Annotated in this window: 13 protein-coding genes; 10 read left to right on the forward strand and 3 right to left on the reverse strand. The window is 46.7% G+C overall.

The features are described from left to right. Positions 1-77 precede the first annotated feature (77 nt). Positions 78-500: a hypothetical protein gene (locus C161_RS12615; RefSeq protein WP_036670581.1), complete on the reverse strand. Its 423-nt coding sequence runs from the start codon at positions 498-500 to the stop codon at positions 78-80. A gap of 123 nt (positions 501-623) precedes the next feature. On the opposite strand from C161_RS12615, the gene C161_RS12620 reads away from it, so the two are divergent. After that, positions 624-968, forward strand: a complete 345-nt coding sequence (locus C161_RS12620) for a hypothetical protein (RefSeq protein WP_036670582.1) — start codon at positions 624-626, stop codon at positions 966-968. 73 nt (positions 969-1,041) lie between these two features. On the opposite strand, the gene C161_RS12625 is transcribed toward C161_RS12620, so the two are convergent. Both C161_RS12625 and C161_RS12630 read right to left on the reverse strand, forming a co-directional pair. Then, positions 1,042-2,697, reverse strand: coding sequence for an MGH1-like glycoside hydrolase domain-containing protein (locus tag C161_RS12625; protein ID WP_036670583.1), 1,656 nt, complete (start codon positions 2,695-2,697; stop codon positions 1,042-1,044). Positions 2,698-3,009: 312 nt separating this feature from the next. Beyond that, on the reverse strand, positions 3,010-4,299 hold the full coding sequence (locus C161_RS12630; protein ID WP_036670584.1) for a Gfo/Idh/MocA family oxidoreductase: 1,290 nt from the start codon (positions 4,297-4,299) through the stop codon (positions 3,010-3,012). Between the two features lie 127 nt (positions 4,300-4,426). Here C161_RS12630 and C161_RS12635 point away from each other — a divergent pair, with 127 nt between their 5' ends. From C161_RS12635 to C161_RS12670, 9 genes are all read left to right on the forward strand, one after another. Continuing rightward, entirely contained in the window at positions 4,427-5,329 is a 903-nt protein-coding gene (locus tag C161_RS12635) for an AraC family transcriptional regulator (RefSeq protein WP_036670585.1), read from the forward strand. Then, positions 5,326-5,772, forward strand: coding sequence for a RidA family protein (locus C161_RS12640; RefSeq protein WP_036670586.1), 447 nt, complete (start codon positions 5,326-5,328; stop codon positions 5,770-5,772). The genes C161_RS12635 and C161_RS12640 overlap by 4 nt, the downstream gene beginning before the upstream one ends. An 8-nt stretch (positions 5,773-5,780) precedes the next feature. Beyond that, entirely contained in the window at positions 5,781-6,371 is a 591-nt protein-coding gene (locus tag C161_RS12645; protein WP_036670588.1) for a GNAT family N-acetyltransferase, read from the forward strand. 13 nt (positions 6,372-6,384) lie between these two features. Continuing rightward, positions 6,385-7,197, forward strand: a complete 813-nt coding sequence (locus tag C161_RS12650) for an aminoglycoside phosphotransferase family protein (RefSeq protein WP_036670589.1) — start codon at positions 6,385-6,387, stop codon at positions 7,195-7,197. A gap of 241 nt (positions 7,198-7,438) precedes the next feature. Further along, positions 7,439-9,661, forward strand: a complete 2,223-nt coding sequence (locus C161_RS12655) for a class I SAM-dependent methyltransferase (protein ID WP_036670590.1) — start codon at positions 7,439-7,441, stop codon at positions 9,659-9,661. After that, positions 9,658-10,236 (forward strand): histidine phosphatase family protein, encoded by a 579-nt coding sequence (locus tag C161_RS12660; protein ID WP_235193796.1) that lies wholly within the window; start codon positions 9,658-9,660, stop codon positions 10,234-10,236. Before C161_RS12655 ends, C161_RS12660 begins: the two co-directional genes overlap by 4 nt. Before the next feature lie 60 nt (positions 10,237-10,296). Further along, positions 10,297-10,425, forward strand: a complete 129-nt coding sequence (locus tag C161_RS33315; RefSeq protein WP_268745225.1) for a hypothetical protein — start codon at positions 10,297-10,299, stop codon at positions 10,423-10,425. Between the two features lie 207 nt (positions 10,426-10,632). After that, positions 10,633-11,007 carry a hypothetical protein gene (locus C161_RS31520; protein ID WP_051449706.1) on the forward strand — a complete coding sequence of 125 codons (375 nt, stop codon included), beginning with the start codon at positions 10,633-10,635 and terminating at the stop codon, positions 11,005-11,007. Positions 11,008-11,185: 178 nt separating this feature from the next. Then, positions 11,186-12,190: an ABC transporter substrate-binding protein gene (locus C161_RS12670; protein ID WP_036608793.1), complete on the forward strand. Its 1,005-nt coding sequence runs from the start codon at positions 11,186-11,188 to the stop codon at positions 12,188-12,190. The last annotated feature ends 53 nt before the right edge of the window (positions 12,191-12,243 follow it).

Below are 12,243 nucleotides of genomic sequence, written 5' to 3' on the forward strand. Positions count from 1 at the left end.
TATAATTATATATTGGAAGGGAGCACCCGTATGCAGACATTTGGGAACCATTGTATGGCTTGCGAAAAGAACCAGCTTTACTTCCGCCTACAAGCCCGTTTCAGGTTTTTTCTTCCGGCGGTTGGCCGATAGATCGACTCGACGCTGGAGAGAGGAAATAAAATACGGGAAGGGACTCTGCCTTTTCCCTGGAGTTCAAGATAATCCAGTCCCACGCCCACAAGTCTGATATTGTTAAATGCATCCCTGGAAGGGAAAGTCGTGCGGATTCCCACTCTGACGCCTCGCCGTGTTCGAGGAATATCGAATACCCGAATGGAATTCAGACTAAGTGGAATGAATAACTGCCGGTTTACTTTGATAAACTTCCTTGGATAGACACGACGAATACGTCCCGGTTCCAACCCGGAGAGTGGAGTATTCAGTTCTGCAAGGTGCCCCTGGAGTTCTGCCAGACGCTGCTGAAGTGTTTTTCCAGTATGGAGATGCTGCCAGCTCATAAGTATTCCTCCGTTCGCCATTTGTACCTAGTATATGAAGGAACGGGGTAGGAAGGTGTACGTTTGATAGCCCATGTTCGTTAAGGCTAACGGGGTTTCTTTTATAATAGAGGAGTGATTCACATGATCGTAGAGATGTATAAAGACCTCATTAAGGATGAGCGTGGCAATTATTATATGGCAGTGCAGATCGAGGGCAATGAGCTTACGCTTGTTAATGCTTTCGTTGAAGCGGCATTCACGCCTGAACTGATCTACAATGAAGAGTTCCGTACCAAGCATAAGGAGATGGAAGGCGGATTTGTAGGCAAAATTGCGATGGACCTGTTAAGGCATGATGTGGTCATGGGGTTGAAGCAAATCGACCGCAAACTGTTGAACCTGTCGGATGTGGAACAGCAGTTCACGGTAAATTATATTGATACCATTGAATTTTATCGTCACCCGGCGTGGAACCGGAAGGTGTAGAAATAAAGAAATGCAAAAGCGCAAGTGCAGGGGAAGTATACCTCGGCAACTTGCGCTTTTTGCATACAAACAATTAACGATACGTAGGATGGATGATGCCAATATCGCGCTCGGTGCTCAAATTTCCATCAGCATAACGCTGCATTTCATTTCCTTTGACCCGAATCGGAATGCGCTCTCCTTGATAGAAAAGCTCTCCCTCAACGGTGCGAACGCTCATTCCAATAACGCCTTCCAGATGTCCACTATGATCCGTCACCAGTCGAATCCCTGACGGGCCATCCAGATGAACCTTGCCTTCCAGATATACCGTCATGCGATCAGGCGTGTTGACCAATTCATATCCTACTCCGTTGACTTTCCGGCTATAAGCCGTGTTACCAGATACGATCTCACCGTGATCCATGTCGATGGGGAGCAGTCCGGTAAACCAGAGCTGATTCGATCCAACAGGCATAATTCCGCATATTCGCTCCACATAATCGAGGAGACAGAGGATGGAGGGTGAGTACGTCTCGGTAAAACCTTGTTCTCCGGTCCAGGGGCTTAGTACCTGACCAAATCGCTTATCTTTCGATAGAGCGGACAAGATAGGCTGCATTACCCAGGTTAGCTCCACATATCGATGATGATACTCGAATGCGTGTGGCGCCCGAATCAGACTCAGGAAATTGGATGCCCCTCCCCAGCTGTTATAGGAGGAAAAAGGATCAAATCTGGGATCATCCATTGAAATCGATGTAAACGGGTATTTAGCGAAAAACTTGCTTGTATTCAACAGGTACCGACGCAGTAGGTTATCGAACAATTCACGGTCGCCCACCTCGCAGGCCATTACGCGGAGCAACACATCGGATTGTACTCTGACCAACTCGTCATTGCGATCCCGATCATAGAAGAACATATCCTGTTCGTCGTAACAATAACGGAAAAGACTTTCCAGGCTAGACTCGGCTTTTGCTTTCCAATCCGTTCCCGATTCTCCCAGTTCTTCAGCCATGCGGGACAGATACAAGCGCTGACAATAGATATTGGCAGTCAGATCTGGTGCCAGAAAAGGCAGAATCGGAGAATCCGGGTGATAGGCAGAAGCATCATTCATATAAGGTGTATCCGGAACATGCCAGAATCGCGGGGATAAGTCATGTCCGGTGTCAAACGTACTGAAGGCCTCTACACAGCCAGTTCCTCGGGTATCACGGTTGCGTGCAATCCACTCATCGTAACGAACCATAGCCTTATACATCGTGTTCAGGAAAGGCGACTGCTTCCCATGATTGCCATGAAGCTGATAGTGGTTCCATACACTGCGTGCCAGCGGAGTGACCAACTGGATTTGCCGGAAAGAGGGTCCGTTTGCCGTGAGTTTATACGGGAGCAATCCATCTGCTCTTTGCTGCTTGGCAAATGCGAGGTACGTTGTTTCGGACACGGAAGGCAGCAGGCGAGACAGCAGCTGCGCATTGATGGTACCTGTGCTCTCTAACCAACATCCCAGATAGATGCCACCTTCTTGTAAAATAGGGTCGTTGTCTCCCATGGGCAGGATACAAGCAAGCAAATTCTCCACCGCTGCATAATACGTAGCTTCCAGTTGTCCGCCCGATGCCGCAAACCGGATACCCGACGCATGCCATTCTTGTAATAACTGCTGATCTTCCGGTTTAACTGGCTGAACTTGATCCATCATCGAAATGTTGCGCAGCCGATTCAGTATCTCTTCTGTCATTTGTTCCTCCTTGTAGCGTCTGCTTATTGATTCGATTTAAAGATCCGAACGGTCCCGTTATAGAAGTCGGAGAGAGCTTACTCCACACTTTTTCGTCCAAATCCAATCTCCTGATTTGTCGTCTGTGCTAACTTGGAGAACTCTGCAAATCCAGGTGGATTGTAACTCACATCAAATGGTTCAGTCTTCGTTGCTTCAGAGACAAGGTTTTTACCGAGTCGACTTGCAGATTAGCCACAAAAATATAAAAAAGACTGCGTGATATGCGCAGCCTTTAAATGAAATTAATAATGTAGTGCAGACCTGGGGGACTTAGAAACGAACCAGATTATTGACGTTGACAGGCAAACCCGTCGCGATGGCGCGATTGGCAGCAATACCCGTCAGAATGGATCTGGCACCGTCCACGTGGTTAGCAGCGCGATGGAACGGATCTTCAACAGGCTCTCCAAACAGATCATTCAGCAGAACCGGGTCACCTCCGCCATGTCCACCTGCTTTCTCTTCCACTTCAACCTCATATGGCGCATCAAACATTGGAAGAACCCGCAATGTTTTACCGATCAATGCACCTTCTTTACTTTTGTCACCCAATGAATTGACATAGGATTGCTCCACAATGTTCATCTCAATTCGGCCTTTGGTGCCATTAATGGCAATGCGGTAACCTTCCCATGGCTGGTAGGCAACGAGGGAGTAGGTAAGAATCGCCTTGTTTCGATACTTCACAAGAACACCCATCGTATCCTCAATGTTGATGCCATCCCCAAATACGCTCTGATCGCGCTGGTAACCATCTTCCGATTCGGCATCCAGATACATGGACTTCATATGTGCGTCTGAATCCAAATGCAGTGCAAAAGGGTCATCCTTTGCGATCGGGTTGCCGGTTGCCCGGTTGTAGAATTGCGTTACACCGCGTTCTTCTGCGTTTTCTCTGCCGTAATACATCAGATCACCAAATGCAAACACGGTATCCGGTTGCGAGCCAATCCAGAAATTCACCAAATCGAAGTGATGGGTGGATTTGTGCACGAGTAATCCGCCGCTATTACGCTTGTCCCGATGCCAACGGCGGAAATAATCTGCCCCGTGGCGGGTATTCAGCAGCCATTCAAAGTGAACGGAAGTGACTTTCCCGATGGTATCATTCAGAATAAGTTCTCTAATCTTAGTATGGTGCGGTGCATAACGGTAGTTAAAGGTGACTCTTACGTTCTGGCCAGTCCGCTTGACAGCATCCAGAATCTCCTGACATTTCTCCTCATCGATGGTCATCGGTTTTTCGGTGACAACGTCACAACCCAGTTCCATCGCACGAATGATGTACTTGTGATGGGTGCGGTCAACACTCGTTACGATGACATAGTCAGGCTTCTCGTTCTCAATCATCTGATCAAACTGATCTGCAGGATAAGTGGGTACCTCAGGATACTCGTACTTTTCCTTCAATAGTTGATTCGCGTAGTTCATGCGGACTTGATTTATATCACAAAAGCCGACAAGCTCGGATGTATCCCTATAATCCCGGGTCAAAGCACCATAAAAAAATTCGGCGCGGCCGCCGGTTCCAACTAATACATAACGTTTCTTGTTACTCATGTCTATCGCCTCCTTGAATATAGCTCTAGACTATAACAAGGGAGTACTTCTTTCGCCGCATTTTATGCGTAACCGCTTTCAAATGCCGCATATTTTGCTATAATTTATGGAAAGGAGAGAGGGCGACATGACAGAACCTTTCAGTGCAGATTTTCATGATCCCTCGGATTTACTGCACATCGAATATGATCGTCGCATTGGATATTTCTCGATGACGGATGACCATCTGCATGATCATTATGAGTTATATTACTTGTTGTCTGGTGAGCGTATCTATTTCATCAAGGACCGGACTTACCGGGTAAAGGCTGGTGATCTGGTGTTTGTTGACCGAAATACGGTTCATAAAACATTGGAGAGCGGTATGCCTGACCATGAACGGATGGTGCTGTATTTGAAGCCTGAGCTTTTTGCAACCATAGCTATTTCCACGGAGTTAGTTGAAGGTTTGAAGGAACCCTTCTGTTGGGAGATTCCTATTGTAAGGTTTCCATCTCAAGTCACTGAGGTTCTAGAACGGATGGTTAGCGAAATGGTGGATGAAATGCTTCGTCCTCAACCTGGAAGCAACCTGATGCTCCGTCACCGGGCTGTTGAATTGTTGCTCCATGCCTATCGTAATCAACACTTGGGCAGGTTAAGCTCCGATGATCGTGAGCCGGTTCTTCATCCCAAGACACAGGCAGTTGTACGTCACCTGAATGAGAACTATCAGAAACCACTGACATTACCGGAGGTGGCGGGCATGTTTCGCATTAGTCCGCATTATCTGAGTCGATTGTTCAAACAAACGACGGGCTTTACCTTCAGTGATTATCTGAATCTGTTACGGGTGAAGGAAGCACAGCGTTTGCTGCGAGAAAGTGAAGAATCCGTTACGGATATCGCCTGGCTTGCGGGATTCAGTAACTTCTCTCATTTTGGCAAGATGTTCAAACGTACCGTTCAGGTATCACCCAGAGTTTATAGACAGGAATACAAGGAATCGGGTTCCGTGAGGACCCTAAAAGAGGGAGAGAATATACGATGATTGAAGCGAGATTAAATGAACTGGGGATCATTTTGCCACAGGCCAGTGCCCCTGCAGCGAAATACGCCAATGCCGTTATTGTGAATGGAATTATGTATGTATCCGGGAAAGGACCGGATACCTCCGAACGCGGCAAACTGGGATCAGACTTCACAACAGAGCAGGGGTATGATTTTGCCCGGAATGCTGGACTGGAGGTGCTTGCTGTCGTTCGAGATGTGTTGGGTTCACTGGATCGGGTGAAGAGAGTGGTTAAAGTGCAGGGATTCATTAATGCGTCCGCTTCGTATCAGGAGCATCATAAAGTGCTAAATGGATTCTCGGATCTGATGATGGAGGTATTTGGGGATCAGGGAGTACACGCTCGTTCAGTATTCGGTACAGTGTCCGTAAGGGATAATTTGCCGCTGATCATTGATTCTATTTTTCAAGTGGAGGAGTAGGTATAACGATGACAGAATCGTCTTCATTTAATCCAATTATGCTAACGATTCCCGAGAGCTTCCACACGGAACGCCTCACAATTCGAGCACCGCAGTGGGGGGATGGCGTAGCCGTTAATGAAGCGGTCCGTGAGAGTGCGGAGCAGCTGCGGTTGTGGTTACCTTTTGCCGAGAAAATCCCTTCGTTGGAAGAGTCTGAAGTGACTGTTCGCAAAGCAAGGCTGCAATATCTGGAACGTACCGACATGATGTTACATTTGCGTGATAGACATACGGATGAATTCGTAGGCAGCAGCGGGTTACATCGTATTGACTGGAATGCACGCTGTTTTGAGATTGGTTACTGGATTCGAACATCGCGAGCTGGTGAGGGTTTGATGACAGAAGCGGTGAAAGGCATTGAGCAATTTGCCATTACTCATCTGGAGGCGAACCGGCTGGAGATCCGCTGTGATGCCCGCAATGTGCGAAGTGCCAAAGTAGCCGAACGAGCGGGTTATACGCTGGAAGGTACACTACGTAAGATGCGGCGGGACAGTACAGGTACGCTGGTTGATTATATGGTTTTCTCCAAAATCAGAGGCAGTGAGTTCGAGTAAAGGGAGGGTAGATATGGAGCGAATCGGTCAAGGAAGAACTGCGGAAATCTATGCGTATTCGAACGAGCACATTATGAAGTTATATCGAATGGATTTTCCTCACGAAGCCGTCCAGAATGAATTTAGAATAAGTGAGTTGGCATTCAAAAAAGGACTCCCCGTCCCACAGGCAGTATCCTTGATAGAACATACTACGTCGCGTGCTGGCATTGTTTTTGAGCGAATCCAGGGGATTACCCTGTTATCACTTATCATTCAGCAACCGGAGTTACTAGAGCAGCTGGCGTTTAAAATGGCTGACTGCCATTACAGACTTCATTGCGAGCGAGATGATGAAGGAACACTCCCCTTACAGAAGCAGATTTTATCTGGAGCGATTCACAATGTTCAATTATTGTCGGAGGACGATCAAGCGCGAGTCCTTTCTTACTTAACAACATTGCCTGATCAACAACAGATCTGTCATGGCGATTTTCACCCTGATAATGTTATGCTCAGTGAGGCTGGCGATCAATACTGGGTCATTGATTGGATGACTGGTATGTCGGGTGATCCTGCGGGTGATGTGGCTCGAAGCTGGGTAATATTAATGAGTGCCACATTGCCGGAAGATACAGATTCTGCTATACGAATGGGTTTTGAAAAGGCTCGTGAATCGCTGGTCGAATTTTACATCCATCATTATATGCAACTCTCCGGGATTACACGTGAAGCAATAGAGTCCTGGATGCTGCCAGTTGCTGCCGCGCGTCTTGACGAGGATTTGCCCGCTCAAGAGGTAGAACAGCTGCTCAAGTTTGTTCAGGAACGAATTCGTCTGTTATAAAAGTTGAATTACATATTATTTACACTGACACTACGATGACAGAATAACCTTTCAATCGCTGTTATCCCCAGATTTTTTGGATTCCCTTTTCCGAAGGGGAAAATCCGGGGATAAAGGCGAGCGCTTCACTTTTTCAGGTTTTTTCTGACCTCTTCGTTATAGTGTTAATAATTAGTTCAACTTCTATAGACGAATCTAATGATTTTATAAAAAAGGCTAGAGAAAGAGAGGGGACATATTTATGCTGCATTCATTAAAGGCCATACAATCATACAAGTCAGGTAATACGCCGGAAGCCCAGCAGTTATGGCTGCAACTGCTGGCAGCAGCGGAGAAACCCCATATTAACCTCGAACGCATTCATTCCATTGCCGAACTTGAGGGAACAAATCCGGTACTGGAGTACACCGAGCGTACACTGCATGTGTTGGAGGAGCTTCAGGTTTCTTTTTGGGTGCGAGAAATTCTGGAAGACGTATTAACCTGGTCAGAGACGGCGAAGGCCGGATCACGGGAGCAACGGCGGGTATGGCAAAAGCAGGGCGTTAACTTGTTTGTACACAATGTGGGGTCCGCTCAGTTATATGACTTATACGCAGTGGCAGAGCACCTGGATAATGACATCGATAAGACCAAGGAGACGAGTATATATCAACTTGGTTCTCCGAGTGGTGCTCTAAGTAACAATGCGGATATAAGCGAGCATGATGCGCTGAATACACACACTCCAAGGCATGAGATTATACGTACTCTAATTGCTACACATGGACTTATTGGTCAATACATACGGGGTGAGATTCCATTTGCCGAAAATGCTCCGCTTCACGGCTTGATCGTCAAAGGATGGCTTGCTACAGATGAATTGCACACCATACTGATGGCATTAAATGAGTGCATTATTGCAGGCGTTGATCGAGCGTTATGGAATCAGGTTCAGGCTGAGGTACAGCGAATTATAGGCTGGATTATCACCGGACCGAATCATGAGGACTGGAGCGTGAAGGAACGGTTATCCCGCTTAAGAAGTTCATCCATTCGGCAAGGAGAAGCTATGGATACGGCTTATGCCAGGCTCCAAACGGAACTGGATGTAGAACAGGCGCTGGCTCCGCTGGCTCATCGCACATTATGGTATGTGGAGTCGGCCATGCAGGATTTTTCGTTGCAGGAGATGGTGAAAGTGTTCCTGTTGACACTTCGCAGCGAGAGAATGCATCCAACATCCATGGAGAGTCGATCTGAAATCGTTCGCCATATCAGCTTTGAACCATTGATGAATACGATGTATTACGACTATAAGGGCGTCAAGAAGCTCAATATTTACAAGAAACGAATGATTGAAAAATATTTGGAACAGTATTCGTGGGAACAGATTGTGGCAGGGGAGCAGATCGTCTATCCCCATCTAACCCATCGCATTGAACGTCATACGGATCTGCCGGATACATTATTCGTGACCTTCGAATTTTCTCCGGCTGCCGAGAAGCTGATTGCATTCTGTATTGAAGCGGAGAAGTCGCCGTTATACGAGAAGGCTGTACTGCTGTTATTTGACCTGTTCGGATTACGCCGGGATGCGTATGATCGTTTCCACAACGAAGAGACGTATTTGTCCGATATGAACAGCTCCGGTGATTACAAAAAAGTACTGCTCGACTATATCGTTGGTAAACGAGTACTGGATATTGGTCCAGGTGGAGGAATTCTGCTGGATCTGATTGAGCAGGAAAAACCGGAAGTGGAGCCGATTGGTATCGATATCTCAGCCAATGTCATTGAAGCGCTGGAACGCAAAAAACAACTTGAGGGACATCGCTGGCAAGTGATGAAGGGCGATGCCCTACAACTGGAGCAATATGTGCAGCCGGGCACAGTGGATACGGTTATTTTTTCATCCATTCTGCATGAATTATATTCATATATTGAACTGGACGGTCGAAGATTTAATTCCGATACGGTTGTAGCAGCGCTGAGAAGTTCATTCCGTGTGCTGTCACCTGGAGGAAGAATTCTGATTCGGGATGGGATCATGAGTGAGCCGGAGGCGCAGAAGCGCCGGATTCGTTTCCTGGAACCGGATGGGATGCGCTGGCTGGAGCGGTATGCAGAGGATTTTCAGGGACGTGCAATTCAATATGAGCGGGTCTCAGACAATGAGGTCGTATTGCCGATCAACGATGCAATGGAGTTTCTCTACACCTATACGTGGGGCGAAGAGGCATACGTGCATGAAATTCAGGAACAGTTCGGTATATTCACGCCGACAGCCTATGAGAACTGTATTCGAGAAGCGCTGGGTGAACAAGCCGAGATGATTACGTTCCGACATTTTCTCCAGGAGGGGTACACGGAAGCACTTGGAGAACGAATGATCTTCATGAAGGAAAATGGTGAGCCTGCGCCTTTGCCAGACAGTACCTGCCTGATTGTCATTGAGAAGAAAAAAGGGTTGGCGGATGAATGATGAGTGAGGCCAGTACGTTTTTGTATTTTGTCAGACATGCGGAGTCTCGATATGTTGAAGGACAGGAACGCGAGCGTGGACTGACAGAGCAAGGTCATCAAGATGCGGGAACGGTTGCCAGTCTGCTCCATGGGGAGCAGATTCAACTGTTTTATTCTAGCCCCTACAGGCGAGCGGTAGATACGATTCAGATTCTGGCAGATTGGTCAGATGGAATTGTGGTGACAGAGGAGGATTTGCGTGAACGCCAGTTGTCGAGTTCAGATGTGAAGCATGCTAATTTTCGTGAAGCCAAGCAGCAGTTGTATCGTGATCCTACGTATGCGTATTCAGGTGGGGAGTCTGGTGCACAGGCTCGCTCAAGGGCAGTAGCGGTAATCGAGAAAATTTTGGATAAACATGTGGGTCACAAGGTAGTCATCGGAACCCATGGAGATGTAATGACACTTATTTTACAACACTATGATTCTTCCTACGGTTATGATTTCTGGGAGAAGACTACGATGCCGGATATCTATAAGTTGCAGTTTGATGGAACGCGCAAGTTGGTCCAGGTCACCCGATTGTGGGAGTGACAGAGTTATATATGAGAAATGCATTTGCCAGAATGATAGTGGGGAGGAGTGAGTTGGCCGATGAAAATTACGCTGTTGCCTGATACATACTTTATTGAAAATCTAAGCGTATCTTCATTACAGGATAGAATGTACTGCATATTTGATCTCGAAGGTACAGGCATTAATCCGTCTCTACGGATTTTCTGATTCGGTATTACGATCTGAATACAGATGGAATTCACAGGCACAATGCTTTGGCAGATTGTGGTGTGATCGCTGGTATCTTTGAAAGTATCCTTAGCGAATATGAGGAACTTCAATTGGATCATTTTACAGCCGATCCAAAGCAGATGATGAAACGTTTTGTTATACCAGAGATGTATCTGACTTGACGAGGAACTGGAGGAGAGATCAATGAGCAAAACGGATGTGGAGAAGCTACTGTTGGATCTTAACGAGGGACGGATTCTGACCCAGCAGACATTCGAAGGATTGGATGTGGAAATTTACTTGGATGAAAGGGATGCTTCTGCATTTGCTGACGAGTGGATGCAAGCTTTTGTACGATGGGCTCAAGATAAAGTGGTGGCTGAAGAAGAGGTGCTGCGCGCATGTAGGGAACAGGCGTTCAAACAGACCTTGGCTCTCACCGGCGAACCTGAGTTAGCGGGGTATGTGAGTGATGATATGGGTTTAATTGGTGCTGCATTGTTACAGGGTACGGCGAACGATTTCTTTGTGGATCAGTTGTTGGAAAGTTATCGTCAAGGCAGGTTGCCCCTGCGATAAGCGGGGGAGGACCAACAGGGTTGTTTTCGTTTGTATAAAAAAACAACATCAAATGTACATTGTGGGTCGGCTGAGGCATAAGGTACAATTCACCTAAGCAATCGATGAGAATGATAATCATTATATGTGAGATATTCTCACGGTTACATCAACAGATCACATAGGGGTGAAGGGTAACATGGTAGGTTTAGTTAAAGGTTTCAAAGGGTGGACGATTACATTACTGCTCATGGGTCTGGTTATTTCAGGATGTAGTACAAATACCGCTACGAATGCGGAACAGACTCCTGCAACTGCAACTGAAAGTGCGGCTTCTGGAGAAAATACTTCTGGAACCGAGACAGAGCCTGCGACACGAGTTGTACAGGATGAATTTGGAGATGTGACGATTCCGGTTCAACCACAGCGGATTGCTGGAATATATGTGGAAGATTATTTGAAGGCGCTTGATATTACACCTGTAGTGCAGTGGTATAACCCGATGTGGGGTGTACAGGATTATTTAGGACTGGATGTTCCTCAATTTGATACTACGGGGAGTATTGAAGCTTTGTTGGAATATGATCCGGATCTCATCATTGTAGATGGTGGGGTAGATATGGAGAAATATGAGATGTACTCCAAGGTGGCACCGACATATCGTCTGCCTGAGAGCGTACTGCAGGATTCGAATCAAATTTTGAAAACCATTGCCGATGTTGTAGGGAAACCGGACAAGGGTGAAGAAGTTGCTGCGGCATTTAAGGCCAAGATTGCAGATGCTAAGGCGAAGTTGCAGGAAGCGGTTGGAGACGAGACTGTCGCAGTTGTCCGACTGAATGTTAACGATGATACACTGGCACTGTTCGGTGTGAAAAATCGGTTCACCGGATTTATTTATTCGGAGCTTGGCCTAACACCTCATCCTCTGGTTAACAAGATGGAAGAATACCAGGAAATTCTGTCTGAAGAGGCCGTGCCGCAACTTGATGCAGATCATCTTATTGTGTTCCCTTCCAATGGTGAATGGTCTTCTCCTGAGAACAAGGAAGCCTTGAAGGTACTTGACAGCAAATTGTGGAAATCTCTTCCGGCCGTTAAGAACAATCAGGTATATATTATGGAAAGATCACATTGGCAATCAGGTGCGATTACAGCAAATTCCATGAAAATTGATGATCTCTTGGAAAAATTGACTCCATAATTGAATCGATTACTTAAAGAAAGTTCTTCAGCCAGGGTTGAAGGGCTTTCTTT

It is taken from the genome of Paenibacillus sp. FSL R5-192 (assembly GCF_000517845.1).
GTDB classification, from domain to species: Bacteria; Bacillota; Bacilli; order Paenibacillales; family Paenibacillaceae; genus Paenibacillus; species Paenibacillus amylolyticus.

Coding starts and splice junctions, on each gene's coding strand:
- C161_RS12640 (WP_036670586.1), top strand. CDS start 5,326: ATGATTGAAGCGAGATTAAATGAACTGGGGATCATTTTGCCACAGGCC.
- C161_RS12655 (WP_036670590.1), top strand. CDS start 7,439: ATGCTGCATTCATTAAAGGCCATACAATCATACAAGTCAGGTAATACG.
- C161_RS12620 (WP_036670582.1), top strand. CDS start 624: ATGATCGTAGAGATGTATAAAGACCTCATTAAGGATGAGCGTGGCAAT.
- C161_RS12670 (WP_036608793.1), top strand. CDS start 11,186: ATGGTAGGTTTAGTTAAAGGTTTCAAAGGGTGGACGATTACATTACTG.
- C161_RS12615 (WP_036670581.1), bottom strand. CDS start 500: ATGAGCTGGCAGCATCTCCATACTGGAAAAACACTTCAGCAGCGTCTG.
- C161_RS12660 (WP_235193796.1), top strand. CDS start 9,658: ATGATGAGTGAGGCCAGTACGTTTTTGTATTTTGTCAGACATGCGGAG.
- C161_RS12635 (WP_036670585.1), top strand. CDS start 4,427: ATGACAGAACCTTTCAGTGCAGATTTTCATGATCCCTCGGATTTACTG.
- C161_RS12645 (WP_036670588.1), top strand. CDS start 5,781: ATGACAGAATCGTCTTCATTTAATCCAATTATGCTAACGATTCCCGAG.
- C161_RS33315 (WP_268745225.1), top strand. CDS start 10,297: ATGAAAATTACGCTGTTGCCTGATACATACTTTATTGAAAATCTAAGC.
- C161_RS31520 (WP_051449706.1), top strand. CDS start 10,633: ATGAGCAAAACGGATGTGGAGAAGCTACTGTTGGATCTTAACGAGGGA.
- C161_RS12650 (WP_036670589.1), top strand. CDS start 6,385: ATGGAGCGAATCGGTCAAGGAAGAACTGCGGAAATCTATGCGTATTCG.
- C161_RS12625 (WP_036670583.1), bottom strand. CDS start 2,697: ATGACAGAAGAGATACTGAATCGGCTGCGCAACATTTCGATGATGGAT.
- C161_RS12630 (WP_036670584.1), bottom strand. CDS start 4,299: ATGAGTAACAAGAAACGTTATGTATTAGTTGGAACCGGCGGCCGCGCC.